28 protein-coding genes, 1 other RNA gene and 3 pseudogenes are annotated in these 25288 nt (G+C 42.1%); 16 read left to right on the forward strand and 16 right to left on the reverse strand.

What is annotated here, in order from left to right; all coding sequences use genetic code 11:
• Positions 1-38: 38 nt before the first annotated feature.
• From ETB99_RS06600 to ETB99_RS06615, 4 genes and pseudogenes are all read left to right on the forward strand, one after another.
• Positions 39-815: pseudogene (locus tag ETB99_RS06600) on the forward strand (RHS repeat-associated core domain-containing protein); the annotation flags it as partial.
• A gap of 11 nt (positions 816-826) precedes the next feature.
• A complete protein-coding gene (locus tag ETB99_RS06605) occupies positions 827-1285 on the forward strand; it encodes a DUF4304 domain-containing protein (protein ID WP_042382768.1) in 459 nt (152 codons plus the stop codon).
• A 282-nt stretch (positions 1286-1567) separates the two neighbouring features.
• Positions 1568-3082 carry an RHS repeat domain-containing protein gene (locus ETB99_RS06610; RefSeq protein WP_216366090.1) on the forward strand — a complete coding sequence of 505 codons (1515 nt, stop codon included), beginning with the start codon at positions 1568-1570 and terminating at the stop codon, positions 3080-3082.
• A 20-nt stretch (positions 3083-3102) separates the two neighbouring features.
• Positions 3103-3441: an Imm8 family immunity protein gene (locus ETB99_RS06615; protein ID WP_035020810.1), complete on the forward strand. Its 339-nt coding sequence runs from the start codon at positions 3103-3105 to the stop codon at positions 3439-3441.
• A 30-nt stretch (positions 3442-3471) separates the two neighbouring features.
• Here ETB99_RS06615 and ETB99_RS06620 read toward each other — a convergent pair whose 3' ends face one another.
• Positions 3472-4647 (reverse strand): ISL3 family transposase, encoded by a 1176-nt coding sequence (locus ETB99_RS06620; protein ID WP_050367897.1) that lies wholly within the window; start codon positions 4645-4647, stop codon positions 3472-3474.
• Between the two features lie 228 nt (positions 4648-4875).
• Positions 4876-5250 (reverse strand): annotated as a pseudogene (locus tag ETB99_RS06625) (IS701 family transposase); the annotation flags it as partial.
• Between the two features lie 230 nt (positions 5251-5480).
• On the opposite strand from ETB99_RS06625, the gene ETB99_RS06630 reads away from it, so the two are divergent.
• Positions 5481-6998, forward strand: a complete 1518-nt coding sequence (locus tag ETB99_RS06630) for an RHS repeat domain-containing protein (protein ID WP_305792550.1) — start codon at positions 5481-5483, stop codon at positions 6996-6998.
• A 5-nt stretch (positions 6999-7003) separates the two neighbouring features.
• Positions 7004-7354, forward strand: a complete 351-nt coding sequence (locus tag ETB99_RS06635) for a transposase (protein ID WP_006324125.1) — start codon at positions 7004-7006, stop codon at positions 7352-7354.
• 181 nt (positions 7355-7535) lie between these two features.
• Here ETB99_RS06635 and ETB99_RS15000 read toward each other — a convergent pair whose 3' ends face one another.
• The 6 genes from ETB99_RS15000 to ETB99_RS06660 all read right to left on the reverse strand — a co-directional run bounded on the left by ETB99_RS15000 (position 7536) and on the right by ETB99_RS06660 (position 11897).
• Positions 7536-8168: an IS630 family transposase gene (locus ETB99_RS15000; RefSeq protein ID WP_309138140.1), complete on the reverse strand. Its 633-nt coding sequence runs from the start codon at positions 8166-8168 to the stop codon at positions 7536-7538.
• Complete coding sequence (locus tag ETB99_RS15005) at positions 8054-8608, reverse strand: helix-turn-helix domain-containing protein (protein ID WP_253263570.1); 555 nt, start codon at positions 8606-8608, stop codon at positions 8054-8056. Before ETB99_RS15005 ends, ETB99_RS15000 begins: the two co-directional genes overlap by 115 nt.
• Before the next feature lie 198 nt (positions 8609-8806).
• Entirely contained in the window at positions 8807-9019 is a 213-nt protein-coding gene (locus ETB99_RS06645) for a hypothetical protein (protein ID WP_171700250.1), read from the reverse strand.
• Between the two features lie 60 nt (positions 9020-9079).
• Positions 9080-9217, reverse strand: a complete 138-nt coding sequence (locus tag ETB99_RS06650) for a hypothetical protein (protein WP_171700251.1) — start codon at positions 9215-9217, stop codon at positions 9080-9082.
• A 193-nt stretch (positions 9218-9410) separates the two neighbouring features.
• The gene (locus ETB99_RS06655) at positions 9411-9968 is read right to left on the reverse strand and encodes a hypothetical protein (RefSeq protein ID WP_171700252.1); all 558 of its coding nucleotides are present in this window, start codon (positions 9966-9968) and stop codon (positions 9411-9413) included.
• Between the two features lie 480 nt (positions 9969-10448).
• Positions 10449-11897 (reverse strand): IS66-like element ISBst12 family transposase, encoded by a 1449-nt coding sequence (locus ETB99_RS06660; RefSeq protein ID WP_062898466.1) that lies wholly within the window; start codon positions 11895-11897, stop codon positions 10449-10451.
• Positions 11898-12171: 274 nt separating this feature from the next.
• Between ETB99_RS06660 and ETB99_RS15185 the strand changes: the two genes are divergently transcribed.
• Positions 12172-12297 (forward strand): hypothetical protein, encoded by a 126-nt coding sequence (locus tag ETB99_RS15185; protein ID WP_256368170.1) that lies wholly within the window; start codon positions 12172-12174, stop codon positions 12295-12297.
• A 276-nt stretch (positions 12298-12573) separates the two neighbouring features.
• Here ETB99_RS15185 and ETB99_RS06665 read toward each other — a convergent pair whose 3' ends face one another.
• Positions 12574-12807 carry a 3-ketosteroid-delta-1-dehydrogenase gene (locus tag ETB99_RS06665; RefSeq protein ID WP_171700253.1) on the reverse strand — a complete coding sequence of 78 codons (234 nt, stop codon included), beginning with the start codon at positions 12805-12807 and terminating at the stop codon, positions 12574-12576.
• A 124-nt stretch (positions 12808-12931) separates the two neighbouring features.
• Between ETB99_RS06665 and ETB99_RS06670 the strand changes: the two genes are divergently transcribed.
• From ETB99_RS06670 to ETB99_RS06680, 3 genes are all read left to right on the forward strand, one after another.
• Positions 12932-13306, forward strand: coding sequence for a hypothetical protein (locus tag ETB99_RS06670; RefSeq protein WP_052023560.1), 375 nt, complete (start codon positions 12932-12934; stop codon positions 13304-13306).
• Between the two features lie 21 nt (positions 13307-13327).
• Positions 13328-14008, forward strand: coding sequence for a hypothetical protein (locus ETB99_RS06675; protein WP_012576005.1), 681 nt, complete (start codon positions 13328-13330; stop codon positions 14006-14008).
• A 386-nt stretch (positions 14009-14394) separates the two neighbouring features.
• On the forward strand, positions 14395-15831 hold the full coding sequence (locus ETB99_RS06680; RefSeq protein WP_309138141.1) for an RHS repeat domain-containing protein: 1437 nt from the start codon (positions 14395-14397) through the stop codon (positions 15829-15831).
• A 16-nt stretch (positions 15832-15847) separates the two neighbouring features.
• Here the strand turns inward: ETB99_RS06680 and ETB99_RS06685 are convergent, their stop codons facing one another.
• From ETB99_RS06685 to ETB99_RS06705, 3 genes and pseudogenes are all read right to left on the reverse strand, one after another.
• Positions 15848-16351 carry an IS630 family transposase gene (locus ETB99_RS06685; protein ID WP_309138139.1) on the reverse strand — a complete coding sequence of 168 codons (504 nt, stop codon included), beginning with the start codon at positions 16349-16351 and terminating at the stop codon, positions 15848-15850.
• 26 nt (positions 16352-16377) lie between these two features.
• Entirely contained in the window at positions 16378-16908 is a 531-nt protein-coding gene (locus ETB99_RS06690) for a helix-turn-helix domain-containing protein (protein ID WP_006324127.1), read from the reverse strand.
• Between the two features lie 987 nt (positions 16909-17895).
• Positions 17896-18696 (reverse strand): annotated as a pseudogene (locus ETB99_RS06705) (transposase); the annotation flags it as partial.
• 83 nt (positions 18697-18779) lie between these two features.
• On the opposite strand from ETB99_RS06705, the gene secG reads away from it, so the two are divergent.
• From secG to ssrA, 5 genes are all read left to right on the forward strand, one after another.
• Positions 18780-19013 (forward strand): preprotein translocase subunit SecG, encoded by a 234-nt coding sequence (secG, locus tag ETB99_RS06710; RefSeq protein WP_009362284.1) that lies wholly within the window; start codon positions 18780-18782, stop codon positions 19011-19013.
• Between the two features lie 31 nt (positions 19014-19044).
• Positions 19045-19803 (forward strand): alpha/beta hydrolase, encoded by a 759-nt coding sequence (locus ETB99_RS06715; protein ID WP_216366097.1) that lies wholly within the window; start codon positions 19045-19047, stop codon positions 19801-19803.
• Positions 19804-19823: 20 nt separating this feature from the next.
• Positions 19824-22100, forward strand: a complete 2277-nt coding sequence (gene rnr / locus ETB99_RS06720; protein ID WP_171700255.1) for a ribonuclease R — start codon at positions 19824-19826, stop codon at positions 22098-22100.
• Between the two features lie 78 nt (positions 22101-22178).
• Positions 22179-22643, forward strand: coding sequence for an SsrA-binding protein SmpB (gene smpB, locus ETB99_RS06725; protein ID WP_006322717.1), 465 nt, complete (start codon positions 22179-22181; stop codon positions 22641-22643).
• Between the two features lie 99 nt (positions 22644-22742).
• Positions 22743-23095, forward strand: a transfer-messenger RNA (tmRNA) gene (ssrA, locus tag ETB99_RS06730).
• 48 nt (positions 23096-23143) lie between these two features.
• On the opposite strand, the gene ETB99_RS06735 is transcribed toward ssrA, so the two are convergent.
• From ETB99_RS06735 to ETB99_RS06745, 3 genes are all read right to left on the reverse strand, one after another.
• Positions 23144-23317: a hypothetical protein gene (locus ETB99_RS06735; RefSeq protein WP_009362281.1), complete on the reverse strand. Its 174-nt coding sequence runs from the start codon at positions 23315-23317 to the stop codon at positions 23144-23146.
• Between the two features lie 110 nt (positions 23318-23427).
• The gene (locus tag ETB99_RS06740) at positions 23428-23751 is read right to left on the reverse strand and encodes a spore coat protein (RefSeq protein WP_171700256.1); all 324 of its coding nucleotides are present in this window, start codon (positions 23749-23751) and stop codon (positions 23428-23430) included.
• A gap of 13 nt (positions 23752-23764) precedes the next feature.
• Positions 23765-24016, reverse strand: a complete 252-nt coding sequence (locus tag ETB99_RS06745) for a hypothetical protein (protein WP_375153711.1) — start codon at positions 24014-24016, stop codon at positions 23765-23767.
• A 164-nt stretch (positions 24017-24180) separates the two neighbouring features.
• Here ETB99_RS06745 and ETB99_RS06750 point away from each other — a divergent pair, with 164 nt between their 5' ends.
• The gene (locus tag ETB99_RS06750) at positions 24181-25098 is read left to right on the forward strand and encodes a proline dehydrogenase family protein (protein WP_006322721.1); all 918 of its coding nucleotides are present in this window, start codon (positions 24181-24183) and stop codon (positions 25096-25098) included.
• Between the two features lie 18 nt (positions 25099-25116).
• On the opposite strand, the gene ETB99_RS06755 is transcribed toward ETB99_RS06750, so the two are convergent.
• Positions 25117-25263: a YuzL family protein gene (locus tag ETB99_RS06755; protein WP_009362277.1), complete on the reverse strand. Its 147-nt coding sequence runs from the start codon at positions 25261-25263 to the stop codon at positions 25117-25119.
• Between the last annotated feature and the right edge of the window lie 25 nt (positions 25264-25288).

Here is a 25288-nt window from a genome sequence, read left to right on the forward strand (position 1 = left end):
ATTGCAACTTATATAGTTTCTCATCACAAAAAAGTACTTCCATGTATTTTTACCACTATAACGCCCATGGCGATGTCATCGCCCTAACGGATGCGCAAGGAAACATCGTGGCCCGTTACCAATACGATGCGTGGGGGAACATTCTTTCCCAATCCGGCGCATTGGCGGACGAAAATCCATACCGATATGCGGGATACCAATATGACCAAGAAACGGGTCTCTATTACCTAATTGCCCGGTACTATCACCCGACGCACGGTGTGTTCTTGTCCTTGGATCCAGATCCAGGGGATGCGGACGATATCCTCACGCAGAACGGATATACGTATGCGAACAACAACCCAGTGATGTTGGTGGATCCGGATGGGCATTGGGTATGGTTGGCCATCAATGCTGGGTTTGCGGTTTATGATGGGTATAAGGCGTATAAAACCGGAAGAGGATGGATGTATGTCGCCAAAAAAACGGCTCTTGGCGCGATTGGTGGGGGAAAGCTTAAACTTGTTAGAGGCGCAGGGAAGTATATTGTTAAGGTTGGAAGGCAGTACACAAAATCTAATTTCAAACTTGGTCGACAGATGCATAAAAAATATATGGCACATTTGCATGATGAATTAAAGGGAAGAATTAAAGAATATAAAGGGATAAAAGGTATTCGTCCAGATTTTGTGGACTTCAATACGAGAACCATCTATGAATTAAAACCGTATAATCCTAGAGCCATTGCTCGAGGGAAGCGACAGTTAAAAAAATATAAGCGAATATTTGAACAAGAACATGGAGGAAAATGGAAAACAGTTTTGCATGTTTATTAAGGGGTGATAGAATGGATAAATCCGAATTTGTAAAATATTTAGATGAGTTGTTTAAAGCCCATTCTTTTAAAAAGAAGGGAACCCAGTGGAGCTTTAGCAATGATGAGATTATAAAAATAATTAAATTATCAAAATCAAATTATGGTAATTATTATCATATCGATTATGGGTTTATTATAAAAAACCTTGAGCTAGGCCGCCTTGTGATGCATATTTATCATAGACTAAGTTCCTTGGATCAGGGGGAAAGTATAAGAATTAAGGAGCTATTAGATTTTGAGATTCCTATCCCTGACGAAGATCGAAAGAACGAACTGAAAAAGTTTATTGAAAGGGAAATATTTGGAATGTTCAACAAGATTCATACGGAAGAAGATCTGTTAATGGAACTAAAGAAACGCGACCATTTAAATGATATTCCATTACGCGTGAAAAAATATTTTGGATTAGAAGATGCCGATGAATGTTAAGGGTTTTGAATTTCGAATGAGAATGAAGTAACAGGTATATGTTAAGTATGCCAACCTTAGGAGAGTCTATATCTCTCTTAAGGTTTTTCTCTTTTTCAAGAAAAGTTTGACCCAATGGGGCTTATGGAAGGAAATCTACGAGTGGCAACCAACCGTATTTTGATTGAAAATGAAATTTAGAAAAAGACGAAAAGCATTTATCCGATAACCTCGGATAAATGGAAGAAATTCCAATTCTCACATAGTTCCTTTAGCCAAACCATCACCTATCAATACAACGCCTTGGACCAAAATACCATCGTCCAAGATGGAACGTATACGTACCGCTTTGACTATGACGAGAGAGGAAACGTTCGCACCTTCACGACAGGAAATGGGGTCGGTTCAACCTTTACGTATGATGACCGCGGCCTCGTGGAAAGCGTTTCGGTCGGTACGGCGGATGGAAAAGAAATTTTATCGGAAACGTACCGTTACGATGAAAATGGCAACCGGACGAAAGTGGAATCCCCAACGGGGGAAACGACCGTCTACCGTTACGATGCCCTAGACCAATTAGTGGAAGAGCAGCTTCCAGATGGTACAAAAGTCGAATATGCCTATGACGGATTCGGAAACCGGAAGCAAATCGTGAAAACCAAGGATGGGCAGTCGGCGACGACAACGGCTGATTATAATGCGGCGAATCAGTTGGTTCGTTTCGGTGACGAAACAATCACGTACGATGCGAACGGCAACCGATTGGAAGACGGCCAGTATCAATATGAATGGAACGCAGCCGACCAGCTCGTCTCCATCACAAGAAAAGGCGAAAGCACGCCGTTTGTGACGTACCAATATGATGAAGACGGCCGGCGCATCCAAAAGAATGTAAATGGCGTCATTACGAACTACCATTACCAAGGGGATAGCCTAAACGTTCTGTATGAAACCGATGCGGATGGAAATGTGGTAAGATCGTATATATACGGAGGAAACGGGCAACTCCTTGCCATGAAAAAAGGCAATGCGACGTATTTCTATCACTATAACGCGCATGGCGATGTCATCGCGTTAACCGATGCGCAAGGAAATGTGGTCGCTCGTTACGAGTACGACACATGGGGCCAAATTCGTTCCCAAACGGGCGTCCTAGCAGACGAAAACCCATATCGCTACGCCGGATACCAATACGATGAAGAGACGGGATTGTACTACCTCATGGCCCGTTATTACCACCCAACGCACGGAGTGTTTTTATCGCTCGACCCAGACCCAGGCGATGCGGATGACATCTTGACGCAGAACGGGTATACGTACGCGAACAACAACCCGGTGATGCTGGTCGATCCGGATGGGCATTTTGTGTGGATGGCGATCAATGCGGGATTCGCGGCGTATGATGGGTATAAAGCCTTTAAAAAAGGCGGTTGGAAAGCGGCGGCGGTTGCTGTAGGTGTAGGGCTTGTTGGTGGTGCTGCTTTTAAAGCGTATAGAATTTATAAAGCGAAAGAAACAGCCAAGATTATGAGGATTTTATTGGCGGCTAAGCACGGAAAAGGTAACACTACTATAGAAGTAGGTAGAGTAAGTAAGAGACTAGCAAAAAAAGCTGGGAAAGCATGGGTTGGATCAGGGGCTAAGCCACTTTACAAAAATGGTAAATGGATAGGATATAGAAGTAAAGATAAATCTAAAGTATTTAGAATGCAGTATAAGAAAACAAGAAGGGTATATCAAGCGAATTATGAGGAATTTTATAAGAGTCCTATCAACAAAAAGACATATAAGTTACGAAATGCACACCTGAATTTTTAGCATGGAGGGAACCATATATAATGATAATTCCTGAATTATTTTGTTTAACGATAATGGATGAAGACTGGGGAGAGGAGGTTGATGATTTTTGGATTGAAATTGAAGCGGATATTGGTATCAAGGGGAACTCAGATTCTGCTGAAGTATTTACTATTTATGTTACAAGTCCAAAAAGGTTAGGGAATATGGTGAAGAAGTCAGGATTGGAGATAGCTAGAGGATTGTTTATAATGAAGGACTTTAATATAAAAAGTGTAGAGGATCGTCTCAAAAAAATACTTGCCCATTGTTCAAGAAAAACATGGCACGAAACCGCTCTAGCCATTAGTCGGTATGCTATTTGGGAGTATGAAAACTAGGTTCATCACCAAAAGTTGTACTTGCACCTGTCATGAAAGTATGTTAGCTGTTTCTAGCCGAACCCGCAGTGCAAAACGCTGGATATTTCTGTATCCGTATCCCCGACGTTTCATCAGCTTGATCTTGTTATTTGTTCCCTCCATTTTCCCATTTGAATAAGGGGATAAAATGCACGATATGATTTCGTCTGTTCGTTTGACGAGTGATTTTGCGATGGCGCGAACAGCAGAACAAGGACAAAACAAATACCGATGAACCCAGGCGTTCAAACGACGTTTCGCCTGTTGCTCATCTTTGCTTTTGAACACATAGCGAACATGTTGGAGCGATTGGTAAACAGACTTTAAGTAATCGCTTTCATTACACCATTCTCGTATGATTTGACGTTCTTCCTCCGTCAATTTCTCTGGACATTGGCTCAATAAACGGCAAACGTAACGAACATTTCCGTGTTTCTTGCCTCCTTTGCCCAAATATTTGCGACAACGTTCTAAAGCATCGGTAAACAGCTGAATGACATGGAAATAGTCGACGACATGTGTCGCCTCTGGGCAAACCCGTTGAATCGCTTTTTTCATCGCTGGAGCCAAGTCACTCACGACATACTGAACGGAACGAGACACATGAGCCAATGCACGCCCAATGGCTTCCTCGTTCTTTCCTGCTTCCATGGCATACACTTCTCCCGTTTCGGCATCCATGATCGCCACTCCATAGTCGTGCCCTTTTCGAAAAGCAAACTCATCGACACAAACCGCCTTTGGTTGGACGTCATTCGATAGGAAGGAAGGGGCATGGGTATAAAACCATCGTTCAACGGTCGTGTAAGGCAGCTTGAGCATACGAGCCACCGCCTGAATGGATGTTCCGATGCAAGATTGCGCGACCCATCGCTGAAACGCATCCGTCGCCACACTTCGCGGAGAGATGGCTGGATACGACGTGCTGAACGTCACGCCACACGTGCTACAACGTCTGCGCTCGACAGGAAGTTCGATCCAAAAAATTCCGATTCGCTGAGCATAGCCATGCATCCATTGCTTCTTTTTGTCTGTCATTTTGATCGTGCGCTTCAAGCAGACAGGACATAACGGGCATTGTTCGGGTAGAGAAAGTTCGAAAATCCAACGTTCCCCTTCTTTCCGCACCTTTTGAATCAAAACATCTGGTAAATCGATGAGTTCTTTGATAAACTGAGAGTACATGCGAATTTCCCTCCATGGTTTGGTTTGGTCACCTTTACCATACAGGAAAATTCGCATTTTTTGTACCCTCTATTTCCTCTATGCACACCTACCTTAAATGATCAAGTACAACTTGTGGTGAAGAGCCGAAAACTAAATCGAAGTATAATTGGAAATTTTTTAGATACTGCAGATGAGCATTTTTTATTACAATAATTTCCATGTTCTAAGAGACAAACAGGGTACCGCTTAGGCGACATGGAGCTGTTTTTTGATCACATCAATGGGAATCTCTTGCTTCGCGGCGTTATAAATGAACTCGACGACGCTGTGGCCTTTCCGCGATCGAAGAAGCTCCAATCCGGCGGAGAGGTCTTGCTGGGATTCGGCGATGCTATACACGCAGGAGGAGAGCACCACCGCCCAATACCGTTTCACCGCCCGAATGTGGGGAACTCGGTATCCATCCAGCTTCAGTTGATCTTTCGCCTGGCGGAAAAAGCATTCAATCGTCCGACGCTGGGCGTAGTAACGCAAGATGTCTTTGTCCCCGAGTTCCCAGTCGGTGCTCAAGACGCAATGGAGATGTTCCGGCGCCATCGGCTGATCTGCTTTCCAAGCTAGCTGTAAATTATATACATGCAACATGAAAAGTTAACTTCTCAGTCATCTTGCACACCCTAAGCGCTGCAACACTTCCTCCGGACGTTCGTGGATGTAGTCCACAAACCCAGCAGTGGCCTTTATTAAGTGCCAGATACATGTCCGAACGGGGCGTCCAATAGCCGAACAATCCACTGATTGGACAGTCCCTTTTTTATTAGAGTCATCGACACCTAATGGAGCCGCTACCGTTGATTAACGAGTCATTTCACTTACTACATGACGAGAGAGGAAATGTTCGCACCTTCACGACAGGAAACGGAGCCGGTTCGACCTTTACGTATGATGACCGCGGCCTCGTGGAAAGCGTTTCGGTCGGTACGGCGGACGGAAACGAAATTGTATCGGAAACGTACCGTTATGACGAAAACGGCAATCGGACGAAAATCGAGTCCCCAACAGGAGAAGCGATTGTTTACCGTTACGATGCGCTCGATCAACTAGTGGAAGAGCAATGGCCGGATGGAACGACGATCGAGTACACGTACGATGGATTCGGCAATCGGAAGCAAATCGTGAAAACCAAGGATGGGCAGTCGGCGACGACCACGGCTGATTATAATGCGGCGAATCAGTTGGTTCGTTTCGGTGACGAAACAATCACGTACGATGCGAACGGCAACCGATTGGAAGACGGTCAGTATCAATATGAATGGAACGCAGCCGACCAGCTCGTCTCCATCACCCGAAAAGGCGAAAGCACGCCGTTTGCGACGTATCAATACGATGAAGACGGCCGGCGCATCCAGAAGACCGTGAATGGCGTGGTGACGAACTACCATTACCAAGGCGACAGCCTGAACGTCTTATATGAAACCGATGCAAGCGGCAGCGTTGTGCGGTCGTATGTGTACAGCGCCGATGGCCAACGCCTGGCGATGAAGCAAGGCGGCGTGACGTACTTCTACCACTATAACGCCCATGGCGATGTCATCGCCCTAACGGATGCGCAAGGAAACATCGTGGCCCGTTACCAATACGATGCGTGGGGGAACATTCTTTCCCAATCCGGCGCATTGGCGGATGAAAACCCCTACCGATATGCGGGATACCAATATGACCAAGAAACGGGTCTTTATTACCTGATTGCCCGGTACTACCGCCCAGAACAAGGTGTGTTCCTATCCTTGGATCCAGACCCGGGGGATGCGGACGATATCCTGACGCAGAATGGATACACGTACGCAAATAACAATCCGGTGATGTTGGTGGATCCGGATGGGCATTGGGTATGGTTGGCCATCAATGCTGGGTTTGCGGTTTATGATGGGTATAAGGCATACAAGTCAGGGAAAGGATGGAAAGGCGTCGCGGCTGCGGCAGCTATTGGTTTTGTTGGTGGAGGAAAATTTAAACTTGTTAAAAATACAGGTAAATTTAGTAAGTATGGTGTAGGATTATATAAAGAAATAAAAGGTGTACCGGGGTTAGATGCACATCATGTTGGACAAAAAGCAATTATGAAAAAATTCATTCGAAATTATGATCCAAATAATGCACCAGCAATATTAGTACCAAAAGCTGGACATACAAGAAAAGGTCCTAGGGGAATAGTTTCGAGAAGTTCAAAAGGAATTGAGAGTGCAAGACAATTATTAGCAAGAGATATAATGGAGTTAAGAAGAGTATATCCAGACATTCCTAATTCTCAACTTCGAAAATTAATTGAATTAAATAAACAATTGTATCCAGAGATGAGAAGGAGATGAGATATATGAATAAAGAAGAGTTTGTTAAACTTTTACATCAGTCAATTATAAAAGAAAATCGTAATTTTTATCGAGATATATTCAATAATACTGATATTAATGAAGTTACAGACCCCTATTGGAAAGAAGCATTGATGTTTTATTCAGAACTATCAGATAAAAATAAAGAAATATTATTTAAAATAATCGAACAAGTAGAAGTGGATGCTGTATCTAATATTTTAGGGGTGTTAGATGGGGTAGTATCAATAGGAGAAGAGGATATTGAGTTTAAAGTGACAATTAACGATAATAATGAACCAATTAATGGAGATTTACAAGACCTATTTTTGGAGTATGATGAAGAGAATAGGTAACAAGTTTAGAGATATGATTTTGTATTTGCTAAAATACCATTTATAACTTTCTTTTAAAGTAATTTGTGAATTTGAGATACAATGTATCAGTGGAACAAAAAGAAGGCTTCTAATAAATTATATTACCTTGATTGGCTTTATGCCTTTCAAGGTTTTTATTTTAAAACTATATAGATTCAGATTAATTTTCCGACATAACTATCTGTCCAATGCGTTGGAGCACTTTTTCTGGAAATTGAGTGAGATGCTCCAAGAACGAAACAATCGATTCCCGCAACTCTTTTCGATTGGCATGAAACCGATTGGCAATCACGCTCTCTTTCAGCCAGCCCCAAATTCGTTCAACTAAATTTAAATTCGGCGAATAAGGGGGTAAGAATACAAAAGTTAACTGTTCTTCGCGCTCCTGTAAAAAAGGCTGAAGAACTTTGGCATGATGAATTTTTGCGTTATCTAAGACCATCACGACATGTTTATCTGGATACTGGTTCAATGTGTATTGAAGAAACTGCCGAAAAGCCTGTGCATTACATTGCTCCGTTTCCATACAGAGAAATTCACCCGTTTCGATATTCACACCGCCTAATAAGCTAACCGTCGCGTGGTGTCCATACGTAGGGATTTGTTTTTGACGCCCTTTGACACTCCATGTGATACGAAGAGCTTGGTAGTCCCGAATATGACTTTCATCTTCATAGATTATGACCGTGTTGTCGGACAAGTTTTTTTTATGAGTTCCATTTCTTGTTGAAACTCTTTTTGTTTTTGAGGATTCGCCCGTTTGATGGTATACGTAGGGCGTGTATAACGAAATCCCCATCGATGGAGCATGTCACAAATCCCACCACGAGACATGGTGACAGAAAATTTCTCTTCTAATACATGTTGAATGATTCGTGTATTCCAGCACGTTTCTATGCCGTATCCTTCATCGGCAGGGGTACTTTCTTCCAACATTTTTCTTAATTCGCGTTCTTCGTCAGGAGACAGATACGGCTTTCTACCGGGAGCATAATGGCGCTCTAATAGCGCATCCATGCCACCTTGATTAAACTTTTGAACGTAAATCGAAACGGTTTCACGATGGATGTTCAAAAGCTCAGCGACTTGGATTCCTAAGTAACCTTGCATAATGAGACGAATCACCGCAATCCGTTTCGCCATGTTCGCCTTTTTCATTCTGCGTTCCTGCTCTTGAAGACGTTCGATGGTCCAACCATGGTCGTTGGTAATTTGTAATCCTTTTTTCTTCATCCCTCATCCGCTCCTTTGATTAACCTGTTTAGGAGCAGTATAGACAAGAACAGGCATTGGTTAAACATGTCGGAATTTCAAACTGAATTTATATAAATAACAAATCTATTATGTATGAAAAAAAGAGGATATATGTTCTTATATTGAACATATTATCCTCTAATCATTATAGTATAGTTAACCAAATGTGCCTATTGTTTATACAACTTCAATAATATCTTCAGAAACATTTAGCTGTTTGGCCACAAAGCGAATTACAGCCCGTTCAGAATGAAATTCATCATTATTGATCAAATCAGGAATGTCTCCAATTATATTTCCAGAAGCATCATAGCAAGTTACAGATTCTAATCTTAAAATCCCTAGCATTTCCTCCGGCTGCTCAATACTAATTTGGACGCTAGCAATCACACAATCTACTCCTTTCTAGCCTTTTTGCTTAGTATTTTCATTGTATCAATGTATACCAAATTATGCTACGATTAAATTCTCTCTACCTTTAGAAATTAAATAAGCGTCAATCCCTTCTTTGAGATCTGGACGCTTAGAAATCACATAATCATAGGTATATGCTTCGTCGATGATACGTTGCGCTAAATAATCCGCCATATTACATACCTCCTAAAATAAGTACATCAAGTGCTTTTTGTAACAATTCTAGCCGTTCTTCAAGTGTTGGCGGTTTTGGTTTTGCTTGTTCTTCTTCATATTGGTTGATTTCTTCTTGTGTAAGGTCAACCTCTTCAAAAGTTTTAGTTGATGTGTTATATATTAACTTTCTTCATACATAACCCTCCAATATTTATTTATAACCGTACAAAACTACTCTTGAACCTGCTTTGATATTATCTCCAATCCAGATGCTCATTGAAGTAATAGGGTTTTTAAGTGGCGAATGATTTGTCCATCCAGTGGACAATACAGTAGCGTAACTCGGACAACTAGTCAAAGCGGTAAATAATTTATAATTGTTATTCGGATTACTTATGTCAAGAACAGTGAATGCCGGTTGTGTTGATGTAGAAGCAGCCCCGACGACAAGATAAATGGCTGATGTGTCATTATAAGAGCTAGGACTGCCGCCAATCGTGTATCTTGTTGTATATGCCGCGGAAAAAGATACGCCATTAAAGGTAATTAATAACGGCTGATTAGTTCCTGTTGTAGCGCAATTCACTTCAAGTAAAAGTCTAAAATATTTATAATTAGTAGGAATATTGATAATATCGATTTTTGCAGTATCAGCCCCAAGAGTTATATCTGCGATTTTGTCTATAGAACCAGCACCAGGTAATTGCGCTACAGGTATTTTTCCTGTTCCATCTAAGGTAGATACACCACTTAGTTGTCCTTTTTTCACTTGCTTGAATCGCACCATCTGCTTTATTAAGTGATGCTTGTACACTTGAATCTAAATCGGTTTTCGGAATTCCTCCTGCCGGCTTTGTATATTTACCGTTCCATGTAGTTCTTTCTGATACCGTGATGTGTGACGTAGTATCAGCCTAATGCGAAATAAAAAGACAGCATCTTTTCAAATAAGTAGTTCCGATAACGTGAAGAAACAATACAAATAACATAGGCAATCGAGTGTAAAATCGCATAGGTTTTACACTCGATTTTTTATTGTCAAAGCAAAGTTTCTCACGTTTTTAACATAAGAAATAGCATAAGAATTAGCACTCTATTTCGCATATTGACAATCGCTGTTGTCGCTCATAGATTTAGTGTGCGATTTTAAGTTTTAATAAGAGTGTTGAAAATAATGTAACTATTCACCCCAGTGCTAGTGTATAAAAAAGCCCAGCACAAATAGGGCATTTCGGTCATAGAAAATGCCCTAGGTAGCGGAAAGAACTCGATCGATCGTTTCGCCTGCCAACAGAAGACATAACGAATCCCACACGTTTTTTTCGTGTTTCGTCAGTGTGGAAACGATGCTTCTTGCGATGCAAAACGACTGCGCGAATGTTTCTTCGCGAAACGTACCCGAAATGTTCTCTTTGACTTTGACCATGCGAAGATCGCGTTCGGCTTGGTTGTTATCAAAGGGAACATGTACTTCACGTAAGAAACGCAGCGCTTCTTCCTTTCGTTTTTGAAGGCGTCGAACAAAAGCGAGTGCTTTTTTCGGAAGAGGCGTCATCGTTTCTAATCGGTGTTGTGCTCTTTCTAGGATGCGATCATACACTCGTTCCCACCGTCTCGCTTCTTCTTCGGAAAGTGCACCGTGATGGGCTTCGACGGCTTGCTTGGCGGCTAACAGAAACGTGGTCATGCGCATCGCCCACGTATGCCCCTGTTCGATGAATCCTTTTAACTCACGCAAATGGTGGGCATGACAAAGGGCATGGGTGGCATGTGTGTATTTCGGATACGTACCGAACGCATCGTGCATCATCGTCCCTTCATATCGGGGAAGAATCCCGATATCATCGGTCGCTTTTTTTCCACGAGAAGCGTGAGGAGCCAAGTATGTATATCTCGATGTACACGCGACATGCACCCATGCGAGTTTCCCATTGATGCGCAAACTCGTTTCATCGACATGCAGGATGTTGGATTCAAGTAAGGCGTCTTCGATGATGTCCATATTTGATTCCAGCGCTTCGCGTCCTCGTTTCACCATATTGGCAAGGGTTCCTGTACTAATCGAGTGTTGATATAACGCTTCGATTGTATCACTTAAACGCTTGTACGGGATCAATTGGATATGATGTAAATAAACAACGAGCGCCGTGAGCCGTGGACCGTATTGCACATGATTCGTGACATGGGATGGGAATTCGGCTTGTTGCACGCATCGACAATGTGGACACGATTTCACTTCACGTTCATGTTGTGTCACCTCGATCGCCACAGGAGGGACATCAAACACTTGACGGATATCGACTTTGAACGGTTTGACTTCACGCAAAGAAGCCCCACATCCTTGACACGTATGCACACGGTGGACGACACGATGATGTGGATGTTCCACTTGACGGAGCGTCTTCCCCTCATGTCCCTCTTGCCCACCAGGCTTTTTGCCAGACGGCTCGCGGGAGGAACGCTTTTTCTCAAAACGGTCAGAAGATGGGGGCAAATGGCTATTAGAGCTGTTTTTTTTCGTGCGTGCTTCCAGCTCTTGAACACGGTACTTCAGTTGTTCATTTTCTTTGCGTAGTTGTTTGTTTTCGTGACGCAAATGTTCATTTTCTTGAATGAGTTGATGAATGAGCTGTTTTTGTTGTTGAACTTTGCCGATTAAGCTCTCAACTGTAAATACAGCTTGTTGTACCGTCAACATGCGATTCACCTCCTTGTCTATCAATATTCACATCATAGACAAGGAAAGAAGAAAATATTCAGCTCACTTTATGATGTGGCTGAATAGTTACAAAATAATTTTTTATAAGGATTACAAGGCAATAAGGGAATTCATGTTAAAATTAGGTACAGGAAGTTATTGAACAGGCAGGTTAGTGAAAAACAGTTGTCATTTCATCGAAGCAGGAAATTGAAACCTTTTCTAATAATAATCGTACAAATTATTAAAATACATTAAGTAGGAGGGATTATTTTTGAGTGATAATAGTAATAGTAACAAATGGAATATTGCAGAAATCAAAACAAGTTATTTTGTTTTTGGAGGATTAGTAATAGGTGCGGTTTTCGGATTAGTCGCTTATGTGAAAGATTGGTTATGATTTGGGGTGTTTTTTGAAGATAGGTTTATAATCTTAGTAAGATTGTGAATAAATATACTTAAACTATAGGGTGCGTTAGTGGAATAGTGACGTTAAAATTTAAAGCTTGAGGACAAATTTTCCTCAAGCTTATTTCGTGCGAATTACTATGTAATTTTTACTGCGGATTATCGTGTGATTCATTATGTTAATTTAAGGTTTACTCCACAAAAACGGAACTACTTACTTTATCAAATATTGACCTTTGTTCCTCAACTAACACAACCGTTAGGAAACTTACTTCATACCCTTATACTCACTTATGTCTGCATCTGGGAATGCTTCTTTCCATAATTCAAATGTCTTATAAAGCTTTCTAGTTCCGTTTTTATGAAGATGAACATTAACGTATCCATATTCATTACCTTCTCTATGGCGAACTCGATTATTTCTTTTTATAATAATCCTGCCTGACCTCGTAATGTCATAAAGTTCTTCATAGCCTTTAATACTTCTTCTCTCTTCTTCCATAGGTTTCACCTCTAATAAATCGAACCTTTTATTTTCATGGTAATTATCCCCTAATGAAAAAGCAATACCTTGTTGAACAAAACTTCCCCGTTAGCCAACCATGTTTGACAAGAGTGCCTGTCACGTGTCGATTGGTATCGGAAAGCTAAAAGCTGCATCTAAAGCTGTTTCATTTGTTAAAAAAATCAATGGAAATAGTCTCTGGAGTAGAAGAGCAAATCATGGTTACGAGATATATCAATATGTTAATGGAAAAAAACAAGTATTGAAAGTTGGAATAAGTGGGGGACGGATTTCAAAATCCGGTAAATCGTATAGAGCCACCAGACAGGCTAATAAATGGGCTAAAAAATATGGCGGTAAATATTATACTCGAGTTGTAAAGAAAAATATGACAAGGCAACAAGCATTGAGATGGGAACAAGGGCATGTAAATAGAGTTGCAAGAGCTGGGGGGGTGTTTCAATCTAGATACCATAAGCGACCACGTCCTTGGTAGACAAGAAGAAAGGGTGATTAAATGGTAAATATTCATTTTCAGGATTGGGGGAAAAACCGTCCTAAAAAACACTATAATCGTATTCACGAAATGAGAATTTTTGAGTTGATCTTTTCAAATAAACTAAGTGAATTAGGAATAAAATTGGGAAAATTTGAAAACATTATCGTTTATTGTTTGGCTGATCCAAATAAGAGAATGTCTTATGAGGAAAATCATGCTTTACAAGCGATTAGTGTATCGATCCCTTATGATTTTATGGATTTTTTAAATTTAGACTCTGCTAATGCCAAGTTTCAAGCTTTTGCCTATTTGGTTCATACTTATATTAAACCGATTTTAGAAAGATACTCGACATTGCCACAATTAACAGTTTCAGAATGTGTGGAGAAGGCGCTTGAACAAATTATAAAACAAAATTACGAAGCGGTTTTTCTAGTTGGAAAAACTCCTAAAAAAAGTCCAGACCGTAAGAAATTAGCGATTTTAAAAGGAATTCACCGATTAGAGGGATTTCAGTTAAGATGTGAGGTCTATAACGAGAAAGGTCTTAAAATTATGGATCAGATACTAGTTCGTGATGTTGGAAACGAAATTGTGTATTCAAGATACCTTGGGACACTGAAATGGGAAAACGATCATCACATCGTTGTAAAATCGAGTTCAAGCAATTGGTTGGTGGAGATCCATGTCGAAGATTAGAAAACTATAATTAGATAGTAACGGTTTCATGCAAAATAAGACGGGCTCTTACGTTCTTTTAGTGGAAAATCACGAGGTAATGGAGAATTCAGAGTTAAAAATAATGATTTACACGCTCATTTTCTCCATTCTCTTCTTCCTTTCACTAAGGTTACGTAAGGGCCGTTTTTTGTCAAAAAACATGTTCTGTCCAATATTTACAGGATGGCACGACGAAGACAAGAAAATTTGACTCGGCGAATCGGGTCATCGAACAGTCCGACCGCGGGGGATTACAAAAATGGACGTATCCGACCACCTCGGATAAATTGCAACAGTTCCTGTTCTCGCATGGATCGTTTAGCCAAACCGTCACCTATCAATACAACGCCTTGGACCAAAATACCATCGTCCAAGACGGAACGTATACGTATCGCTTTGATTATGACGAAAGAGGACACGTTCGCACATTTACGACTGGAAACGGAGCGGGAGCCACCTTCACGTATGATGACCGCGGCTTGGTGAAAAGTCTGTCAGTGGGGACGGCAGATGGAACCGAGTTATTGGCGGAAACGTACCGTTATGACGAAAACGGCAATCGGACAGAAATCGCCATCCCGACCGGCGCGAAGACGCTCTATCGTTATGACGCCTTAGATCAACTAGTGGAAGAGCAATGGCCGGATGGAACGACGATCGAGTACACGTACGATGGATTCGGGAACCGGACGAAAATCGTGAAAACGAAAGAGGGATCATCCACGACGACGACGGCCGATTATAATGCGGCGAATCAGTTGGTTCGTTTCGGCGATGAAACGATCACGTACGATGCGAACGGCAACCGGACCGAAGACAGTGAGTACCAATATGAATGGAACGAAGCCGATCAGCTTGTCGCTATCACTCGAAAAGGAGAAAGCGCGCCGTTTGTCACATACAAATATGACGACGACGGTCGCCGCATTCAAAAGACCGTGAATGGCGTGGTAACAAACTACCACTACCAAGGCGACAGCCTCAACGTCTTATATGAAACCGACGCGAGCGGAAATGTGGTACAATCGTATGTATACGGAGAAAACGGCCAGCTGTTGGCAATGAAAAAAGGCGGGGCGACGTACTTCTACCACTACAACGCGCATGGCGATGTCATCGCGTTAACCGATGCGCAAGGAAACGTGGTCGCTCGTTACGAGTACGACACATGGGGCCAGCTTCTTTCAAAATCCGGTGAGATGGCAGACGAAAACCCTTATCGCTATGCGGGATATCAATATGACGAAGAGACGGGACTATACTATTTGATCGCCCGATACTACCACCCGACCCATGGTGTGTTCTTGTCCATGGACCCTGATCCGGGAGATTCGGATGATATTCTAACCCAAAACGGCTACACATATGCGAACAACAATCCGGTGATGATGGTCGATCCGGATGGGCATTTTGTTTGGATGGCGATTAATGCGGGATTGGCGGCGTATGATGGGTATAAGGCGTACAAGGCAGGAAAAGGATGGAAAGGCGTTGCGTTTTCCGCTGCGTTCGGTTTGGTTGGTGGAGGAAGATTAAAGGCAGCTAGGTCAGCTGGATTAGCTGCTGAGAAATATCTTGCTAGAAGGTTAGGAGCTAAACCAGTGCATATTCAAAGAATATTTAATATTGGCAAAACAAAAAGACGAGCGGATATTGTAAAAAATGGTACACTACATGAAGTTAAAGTAGGAAGAGTCTCAGCTTCTATTTTCACAAGGGCACAGGTTGCAAAAGATGCATGGTTATTAAAAAATAGGAAAGTGAAAAGGGTGCACTGGAATTTCTATATACATCCAATTTAAAATTTTAACCTCTGGTTCACGCAGTACACCCGATGCGGCGCAACACCTCATCCGGGTGTTGTAGAACGTACTGTTCAAAGCGAGTAATGGACTGGGCAATGTCATTTTGATCCTTGTGAAAAACATTGGCAATCACTTCATCTTTCAACCACTTCCACAGCCGTTCGATCGGGTTCAACTGTGGAGAATACGGCGGCAAAAAGATGAAATGAAAAGCAGCACCTTCCTCGCCATCAAGAAAGGCTTGTACCATCTTGGCATGATGAATACGCGCATTGTCTAACACAAGCACGAGGAATCGATCGGTATATTTCTCTTTCAATCGGCGCAAAAAGCCGAGGAAGGTTTCGGCATTGGCGGATGGTGCACGATGAAACACCACATCGCCTTGTTGAACGTCAACTGCACCAAAAATGGACACATGGTCATGGTGTCCGTAGCTTGGCACTTGTTTCTGATTCCCTACTTCTGCCCATGTCGTACGTAGCGCTTGATAAGCACGAACATGTGTCTCATCCACATAAAACAGCGTGACATTCTCGGTAATTAGTTTTTTTTTATAAATTCAAGTTCTTTTTGAAAGGCAGCTTGACGCTTGGCGTCTCCTTTGACTAGCTTGTAAGTCGGACGTGTCCATGACAAACGAAGACGATGCAACAACTTACGAATCCCTTCACGTGACATCGAAACGCCATAGGTATGTTGGATGTAAGATTGTAAAATGCGCGTGTTCCATGATGAAGCGATGCCCCAGCCAGCATCCACAGGTGTGGTGGTTAACACGAGTTGTCTAATTTCTTGTTGTTGTTCTTCCGTAAGAAACGGCACACGGCCAGGCGGCAACCGACGATCGAGTAGATGATCGAGCCCACCTTGATTAAACCGTGCAACGTAGAGGGCAACGGATTGACGGCATAGATTGACCATTTTGGCCACATCTTTACCGAGGTGACCTTCCATGACAAGACGAACAGCGGTCACCCGAACGCGAAGGGAAGCATCTTTGATTTTCCGTTCTTGTTTTCGAAGGGTTCGAGGCGTCCAACCGTGATCATTTGTGATTTTCAAACGTTTCATGCCAATTCCGCTCCTTTTGTATAGAAATATTCAGGAGCAGTATAGCCATGAAAAAAGGTGTTCATACAGAAGTCATGGTTTTAAGGTGCATGTATATATATAAGTTCAAGAACTGGTAAAGTAGATCCAAGTAGAAGTCTTAGAAAGCTTTTAAAGAAGCATGGTATATCATATAGCATACACCGTGAAAGTTTTTAACCAGTAAGGAGCGATTTTATGTCTAATAAAGATAAGATGATTAGTGCTTTAAAGAAAATAGTAGTCCCAGAGTTAAAAAGCAGGGGATTCAAGGGTAGCTTTCCTCATTTTAGGAAACAAGGGGGCAGCTGGGGTATCTATTATCGTTTCAATTTGATAAATGGGGGGGAGGATTTTTAATAGAGATTGGGGTAGCGAAAGTTAATGAAGAAGGAAAAGTAAAGATTGATAATCTCATCCGTCCATTTCAAAAGTTAAATGCTTTTCACTTAAACAATCGCTTCAGAATCTTGGAACATAAAAATGGCAATAAGGATTGGTTTAGATTTGATAACGAAACACAAAACTTAGAAGAAGCAGAGTTTATGGAAATAGCTAAGAATGTCTTACCCTATTTAGATGTTGCAGACGATTGGTTTGAAAAGATAAAACAAAAGCAAACTGTACGATAGAACAAATTTGACGACACGCTTATTTTATATTATAGCGTTGTCGTCTTTTTAGTTAGACCATTGATAATGTAACTATTCAGCTCACTTTATGATGTGGCTGAATAGTTACTTTGTTCATTAATAAGTGGAAGTTTAAGTTATGCCCTGGCTCATAAGAAGATACCTAGGTATCAAAGAAAATTGTTGTATAAAGATTTTTTGCTTTGTATCCTTATTACGAACCTTTAAGGAAACATTTAGAAAAATCCTCCCATTTTTCTGAAGAATTAAAAGTTCATGAAAGGGTTCGGGAATTACTTTTAGAAGTCGTTAAATCATACTAAGGCACGGCTGATGATTATCCAAAATTAGGCATACTTCTCCCGGAAATGTGAGTATACTCAAATAAGACAGCTGCCATCTCGGATTTCCATTCGAGAGGAAGTTGCCCAGAGAAAAAACGACGGACAAACGAAAGAAAGGAAAGAGACGAGGTTGTCCGTTTTTCCGTTCGGGGATATAGCCATCTTAGTAACACATAAGCGATAAATGCTGCAAACAGTTGGTTGTATACCGCGTGCTCGTTCGTGCCAAATAAGGTCGGAACGTTTAGATATTGCTTCAGCCAACGGAAAAACACTTCCACCGTCCAACGCACTTGATACATTTCGGCAATCTTTTCTGCCGATGCTTCCAAGACGTTCGTGACGACACGGATGTCATGCCTGTTCGCATTCTGAAAGATCACGACGCGATGGCGTTTCTTGGAACGACATTGTTTTGTTCCTAACTGGCAAGTAAAATACGCACGATCGAAGAGGTGGAGGAAGAAAGGTGTTAGTGACAGTCGTGGAATCTACTACACGCAACGCTTTCGGAAGCGAAGCGAACGGCGGGTGTGGCGATTGCATTTCGAAACCACCAAAGCAAATAAGCGCTTCATCACGTCGTACGGAACTTCTTTCGCTTTCTTAGAAACCGTCGAGTAATGAAACGTTGGCAACCCGTACATCTTCGCCACATCGGTGCCATGACGGAAACTTTTCCTTTCGTGAAGTGACGCCAACAGAAAAAAGGCAACCAACGTACGCACCGTAAACGTCCGCGAAGTGTCATGGTAGCCAACGGCTTCGATCATCGATTGGAGATCTTCATCAGATCTTTTCGTCCGTTGTACAAATGAATGTTGTTATGTTAAAATAAAACTATTGTGATTGATGTGCGTCGTTGGAGGTGTAAAGTATGCATACGTTTCTTGTTACGTTGCTTGTCATTGTTTCGATCGGAATGATTGCGGTTGTTTTATTGCAATCCGGTCGAAGCGCAGGGCTTTCGGGTGCGATTACAGGCGGGGCTGAACAATTGTTCGGCAAACAGAAAGCACGCGGGATTGATGCGGTGTTGCACCGTGTGACTGTTGTTCTTGCCGTGTTGTTTTTCGTATTAACAGTAGCTGTCACTTATTTTGAACTGTAACAGCGGTCCAGCGATGCGGATCGCTTTTTTCATGGAGAAGGGAGGAATTGTTGTGAAGCTAGTTGCACCACAACCGTTTACGTTTGAAGCAGGTGAACGGGCAGTATTGTTATTGCACGGATTTACCGGAAATTCTGCCGATGTACGGATGCTTGGACGTTTTTTACAGTCAAAAGGATATACGTGCCACGCCCCAATTTATAAGGGACATGGCGTGCCGCCAGAAGAACTTGTGCATACCGGCCCGGAAGATTGGTGGCAAGATGTGATGAACGCTTACGAATATTTAAAACAAAACCATGAAAAAATCGCTGTTGTTGGATTATCGCTTGGCGGTGTGTTTTCGTTAAAACTTGGCTATACTGTTCCTGTCGTGGGCATCGTGCCGATGTGCGCCCCGATGTATATCAAAAGTGAACAGACGATGTATGAAGGAGTTTTAGCGTACGCTCGCGAATATAAAAAGCGAGAAGGAAAAAGCGAGGAGCAAATCGAGCAAGAAATGACCGAGTTTGCGAAAACGCCGATGAAAACGCTGAAAGCACTACAACAACTGATCGCCGATGTGCGCGATCATCTTGATTATATTTATGCCCCTGTTTTTGTCGTGCAAGCACGTCATGATGACATGATTAACCCAGATAGTGCAAATATTATTTATAACGGCGTCGAATCTCCCGTAAAGCAAATCAAATGGTATGAGGAGTCAGGACACGTCATTACGCTTGATAAAGAAAAAGAACAGCTTCACGAAGACATTTATACATTTTTAGAATCATTAGATTGGTAATCCTCGAAAGGAGGAAGTAAATGAAAGAAAAATTATTAGCGTTTATGCGCGATGAAGCGTACAAACCGCTTACTGTTCAAGAGTTAGAAGAGGCGTTTCATATTACAGACGCCGCGGAGTTTAAAGAGCTTGTTAAAACACTTGTGGCGTTAGAAGAAGAAGGGTTGATCGTTCGAACAAGAAGCAATCGCTACGGGCTACCTGAAAAAATGAACTTAATTCGTGGGAAAGTGACAGGTCATGCGAAAGGGTTTGCGTTTGTCATTCCAGAAGATCCGACGCTTGATGACATTTTCATTCCGCCGTCGGAATTGAAGAATGCGATGCATGGCGACACCGTTCTTGTGCGTGTCAACGGACAAGCAACGGGGGCGCGTCAAGAAGGGACGATCGTCCGCATTATTGAGCGGGGCATTACAGAAGTCGTCGGTACGTATACAGAAAGCAAAAACTTTGGCTTTGTTATTCCAGACGATAAAAAAATCGTCAACGACATTTTTATTCCGAAACATGCCGCAAACGGTGCGGTCGAAGGGCATAAAGTTGTCGTTCGTTTAACGACGTATCCAGAAGGGCGGATTAGTGCCGAGGGAGAAGTTATTAAAATTTTAGGTCATAAAAACGATCCGGGGGTCGATATTTTATCGATTATCCATAAACACGGATTGCCGTTGCAATTTCCGGAAGACGTCATTGCCCATGCGAACAGCATTCCGGACACGATTTCTGAAGAAGAAATAAAGGGACGGCGTGATTTGCGCAATGAAATGATTGTCACGATCGATGGTGAAGACGCAAAAGATTTAGACGATGCCGTAACAGTGACGAAATTAGCAAACGGAAACTATAAGCTTGGCGTTCATATTGCCGATGTCAGCCATTATGTGACGGAAGGGTCGCCGATTGATCGCGAAGCATATGAACGCGGAACGAGCGTTTATTTAGTTGACCGCGTCATCCCGATGATTCCGCACCGGTTATCAAACGGTATTTGTTCATTAAATCCGAAAGTCGATCGGTTAACGTTATCGTGCGAAATGGAAATTAACGATCGTGGCGAAGTGGTCAGTCATGAAATTTTCCAAAGCGTCATTCGCACGACCGAACGAATGACATATTCCGATGTCAACCGCATTCTCGTTGATCACGATGAGGCACTACGAGAAAAATATGCCCCGCTTGTGCCGATGTTTGAGTTAATGGCAGAGTTAGCCGATATTTTACGCAACAAACGCATGAAGCGAGGTGCCATTGATTTTGACTTTAAAGAAGCGAAAGTGCTCGTTGATGAAAATGGAAAACCGTATGACGTCGTGTTGCGTGAACGTTCTGTTGCCGAGCGATTAATTGAAGAGTTTATGCTAGCAGCGAACGAAACGATTGCGGAACATTTCCATTGGATGAACGTGCCGTTTATTTATCGTGTGCATGAAGATCCGAAGCCAGAGAAGTTGCAACGCTTTTTAGAGTTTATTACGAATTTCGGCTATATTGTCAAAGGAACGGGCAATCAAATTCATCCGCGTGCCTTGCAAGAAGTGCTAGAGGCGGTACGTGGTGAGCCAGAAGAAATGGTCGTCTCAACCGTCATGCTGCGGTCGATGAAGCAAGCGCGTTATGACGCCGAAAGCCTCGGGCACTACGGATTATCTACCGAATTTTATACGCATTTTACGTCACCGATTCGCCGCTACCCAGACTTAATTGTGCATCGCCTTATTCGCACATACTTAATTAACGGGCAAATCGATGAACAAACGCAACAAAAATGGGCGGAGAAGTTGCCAGAAATTGCGGAGCATACGTCGAATATGGAACGCCGTGCGGTCGAGGCAGAGCGCGAGACAGATGACTTGAAGAAAACCGAATTTATGGAAGATAAAATTGGCATGGAGTTTGACGGCATTATTAGTTCGGTGACAAATTTCGGGCTGTTTGTTGAACTGCCAAATACGGTCGAAGGGCTCGTGCACGTTAGCTATTTAACGGACGATTACTATCATTATGACGAGCAACATTATGCGATGATTGGTGAGCGAACAGGGAAAGTATATCGCATTGGCGACCAAATTACGGTGCGTGTCATTAACGTCAATAAAGAGGAACGCATCGTTGACTTTGAAATTGTCGGCATGAAAGGGCGGAAAAACAAACAGCCAAAAGCGGCGCCTGTCGTTATTGAAGGAAAGCGGAAAAAGAAAAAAGAAGAACAATGGCCAACGAAAAAAACGAAGAAAAGCAAGAAGTTTTTCGAAGACATCCCAAACATGAAAAAGAAGAAAAAGAAAAAACGATAAGGAAAGCCTCCACCGATGAGGCTTTTCCTTTCTTCTCATTTTTGTTAAAATATTCGTTGTCTGAAGGGAGGGAAATCGATGCCAAAAGGGGAAGGGAAGCTCATTGCCCAAAATAAAAAAGCGCATCACGATTATTTCATTGAAGAAACGTACGAAGCAGGACTAGTGCTGCAAGGAACGGAAATTAAGTCGATTCGCGCAGGCAAAGTGAACTTAAAAGATTCATTTGCGAAAGTGGAAAAAGGTGAAGTGTTTTTGCATAATATGCATATTAGTCCGTACGAACAAGGCAACCGTTACAATCATGATCCGTTGCGGACGCGCAAATTATTGCTTCATCGTCGCGAAATTAATAAGCTCATCGGCTATACAAAAGAACAAGGCTATACGCTCGTGCCGCTCAAGCTATACATTAAAAATGGTTTTGCGAAACTGTTGCTAGGCGTCGGAAAAGGAAAGAAAAAATACGACAAACGAGAAGATATGAAAAAGAAAGAAGCCCAACGCGAAGTCGAACGCGCTTTCCGCGAACGGCAGAAATAATCCAAAAAGTTACAATTGCAAATGAGCGGGAATGTGCTATAATAAATGATGTCAGCCAGTTATAAAAGCTTAAGCTTCCTTCGTACGTTTCTCTTATACGGGGACGTTACGGATTCGACAGGGGTAGATCGAGCTTAAGCTGCGAGCCGAGGGGATCGTCCTCGTAAAAACGTCACTTAAAGATAACTGGCAAAGAAAACTACGCTTTAGCTGCTTAATTAACGCGGCTAACTCCTACCGCCATCGCCCATGTGGCGGCCTAGGGGTTCATAACAAGTGGGCTACGCCTAAGTCCGCCGTCTGAGGACGAGGGAAGAGAATAATCAGACTAGCTGCTCGGATGCCTGTCGGTAGGCGGAAGAAGCAGCGAAACATAAATATACCGACTACGCTCGTAGACGCTTAAGTGGCGATACCTCTGGACGTGGGTTCGACTCCCACCGTCTCCATACATTGATGAAAAAACGCTAGGGAGCAATCGGCTCTCTAGCGTTTTATGTTTAATAGTACCATCCGCCACCATATGGATAAAACGGATACGGACGTGGTGGATAATAATATGGGCGTGGCGGATAAAACGGATAAGGCGTTAATGCGCTACCGAGCAATCCACCTAAAAAGCCCCCGAAAAACGGTGCACCGAAAAAACCGAAAAACGGTCTGCGACCATACATTTGAGCATTCCCTCCTCGCAAATTCATCATTACATTAACACGATATGCAAGGCGTTTGTCCAATGGTTGGGCGTATAACAAAAACCGACTGCATAAGCAGCCGGCTTTTGTTATTGCATCATATTGTTGTATGGAAATTGGCTCGTGTATCCTTGAAATTGTTGATATGATTGTTGTAATTTTTGTTGATCTGCTTGTTCAAGCGCATACCAACCTTTTTTAAACATTAAGTTGTACAATTCACGTTGACAGTTTTGTGTTTCGGTAAATATATGCAATATTTCGTCATACAAATGTTGATGGCTTGCTTCGTTTAAAAATGTACAATAACTATCCGTCATATATTTTTCAGTCGATAACATATCATTAATAAAATCACGGTCGTTCATTTGTGGTGTTTTTGGAATTGGTGTTTCACGATTTTGCACTTTCATGTTATGGCCTCCTTTATTGCATGTGTGCTGATGGCTGTAATTGATGTAACAGTTGTTGATAATGGCGTTGATGCATTTGTCCAACACGCTCTATCGCCTGTTTAATTTCTTGATCTTGACATTGTGAAGCGAAAAAATGAGCTTTTTTCATCGCAAGTAAATTCCATGATAAGGCATCTGTTAAATAAAGTGCATCTTTCGTTGAAATCATTTCAGGTGGTTGAGCCATCATCTCATGCGGTTGTGTGTTCATTTGGTGTTGCACAATCATCCCTCCATATAAAATCATGTTCGACTGTATATTGCCCACGTGCTGTATAGTTATACGTACGTAGACAAAAAATACGATTATTCGACAAAAACATATTCAAGCGATTGAAAACGTGTTACAATACGGGTGGATGCGCTTGCAAAAGGGGGTAAACAACAATGGAGCAGTTGATGCGCGACTTTTTCTTATTTTTGTCAAAAAATAAAACGTTAACAAAATTGGCGAAGCGTTACGGTCTTCGTTTCGGTGCGTCGCGTTTTGTAGCGGGAGAAACGATTGAACGGGCAGTAGACGTGATTAAAGAACTCAATCGTAAAGGACTAGCGGTCACGATCGATTATTTAGGGGAATTTGTTGATAACGAACAAGAAGCAAATGAAATGGCGAACCATTCGATTGAGGCGATTCGTGCAATTGGTGAAAACCAATTAAATTCCCAACTGTCGCTGAAAATGACATCGATGGGATTAGACATTTCCGATGAGCTTGTGATGAAAAATATGCGCCGCATTTTAGATGAAGCAAAAGCCTATGACGTATTTGTGACAATTGATATGGAAGATTATTCTCGTTGTCAAAAAACAATCGATATTTTTAAACAGTTGAAAAAAGAATATGACAATGTTGGGACGGTATTGCAAGCATATTTGTATCGCACAGAAAAAGATATTGAAGATTTAAATGCGTATCATCCCAATTTACGTCTCGTGAAAGGCGCATATAAAGAGTCGCCGGAAGTCGCTTTTCCAGATAAAAAAGATGTAGATGAAAACTTTAAAAAAATCATTAAAATGCATTTGTTAAATGGTAACTATACAGCGGTTGCGACGCATGACGATGCGATTATTGAATATACGAAACAATTGGTCAAAGAACATAACATTCCAAATAGCCAATTTGAATTTCAAATGTTATACGGCATTCGTCCAGAGAGACAAGAACAATTAGTACGTGAAGGGTATACGATGCGCGTCTACGTTCCATACGGAACCGATTGGTACGGCTATTTTATGCGCCGTTTAGCAGAACGTCCAGCCAATGTGGCGTTTGTGCTAAAAGGTATATTCAAAAAATAAAGGTGGGGTGTCCCACCTTTATTCATTTCCCATATTTTCTTTTCCATATTGTTGATTTTGGCTCGTTTTCTTTCCGCCTCCATCACGTTCCACCGTTGGACCAGCATTTCCTTTCACACTTGCAGCACTTACACCTGCTTTAGACGGGTGTTTTTTCATTTTCATTGCCTCATCACCTCCTTTCGTATCA

Origin of the sequence: Anoxybacillus sp. CHMUD, assembly GCF_013096965.1 — a bacterium.
GTDB lineage: Bacteria > Bacillota > Bacilli > Bacillales > Anoxybacillaceae > Anoxybacillus > Anoxybacillus kestanbolensis_A.

Excerpts from the sequence above, each read along its gene's own strand:
- ETB99_RS06605 (WP_042382768.1), top strand. The coding sequence starts at position 827 with ATGGATAAATCCGAATTTGTAAAATATTTAGATGAGTTGTTTAAAGCC.
- ETB99_RS06615 (WP_035020810.1), top strand. The coding sequence starts at position 3,103 with ATGATAATTCCTGAATTATTTTGTTTAACGATAATGGATGAAGACTGG.
- ETB99_RS06620 (WP_050367897.1), bottom strand. The coding sequence starts at position 4,647 with ATGTACTCTCAGTTTATCAAAGAACTCATCGATTTACCAGATGTTTTG.
- ETB99_RS06635 (WP_006324125.1), top strand. The coding sequence starts at position 7,004 with ATGAATAAAGAAGAGTTTGTTAAACTTTTACATCAGTCAATTATAAAA.
- ETB99_RS15005 (WP_253263570.1), bottom strand. The coding sequence starts at position 8,608 with ATGAAGAAAAAAGGATTACAAATTACCAACGACCATGGTTGGACCATC.
- ETB99_RS06650 (WP_171700251.1), bottom strand. The coding sequence starts at position 9,217 with ATGGCGGATTATTTAGCGCAACGTATCATCGACGAAGCATATACCTAT.
- ETB99_RS06660 (WP_062898466.1), bottom strand. The coding sequence starts at position 11,897 with ATGTTGACGGTACAACAAGCTGTATTTACAGTTGAGAGCTTAATCGGC.
- ETB99_RS06665 (WP_171700253.1), bottom strand. The coding sequence starts at position 12,807 with ATGGAAGAAGAGAGAAGAAGTATTAAAGGCTATGAAGAACTTTATGAC.
- ETB99_RS06675 (WP_012576005.1), top strand. The coding sequence starts at position 13,328 with ATGGTAAATATTCATTTTCAGGATTGGGGGAAAAACCGTCCTAAAAAA.
- ETB99_RS06690 (WP_006324127.1), bottom strand. The coding sequence starts at position 16,908 with ATGAAACGTTTGAAAATCACAAATGATCACGGTTGGACGCCTCGAACC.
- secG (WP_009362284.1), top strand. The coding sequence starts at position 18,780 with ATGCATACGTTTCTTGTTACGTTGCTTGTCATTGTTTCGATCGGAATG.
- ETB99_RS06715 (WP_216366097.1), top strand. The coding sequence starts at position 19,045 with ATGGAGAAGGGAGGAATTGTTGTGAAGCTAGTTGCACCACAACCGTTT.
- rnr (WP_171700255.1), top strand. The coding sequence starts at position 19,824 with ATGAAAGAAAAATTATTAGCGTTTATGCGCGATGAAGCGTACAAACCG.
- smpB (WP_006322717.1), top strand. The coding sequence starts at position 22,179 with ATGCCAAAAGGGGAAGGGAAGCTCATTGCCCAAAATAAAAAAGCGCAT.
- ETB99_RS06735 (WP_009362281.1), bottom strand. The coding sequence starts at position 23,317 with ATGTATGGTCGCAGACCGTTTTTCGGTTTTTTCGGTGCACCGTTTTTC.
- ETB99_RS06740 (WP_171700256.1), bottom strand. The coding sequence starts at position 23,751 with ATGAAAGTGCAAAATCGTGAAACACCAATTCCAAAAACACCACAAATG.
- ETB99_RS06750 (WP_006322721.1), top strand. The coding sequence starts at position 24,181 with ATGGAGCAGTTGATGCGCGACTTTTTCTTATTTTTGTCAAAAAATAAA.
- ETB99_RS06755 (WP_009362277.1), bottom strand. The coding sequence starts at position 25,263 with ATGAAAATGAAAAAACACCCGTCTAAAGCAGGTGTAAGTGCTGCAAGT.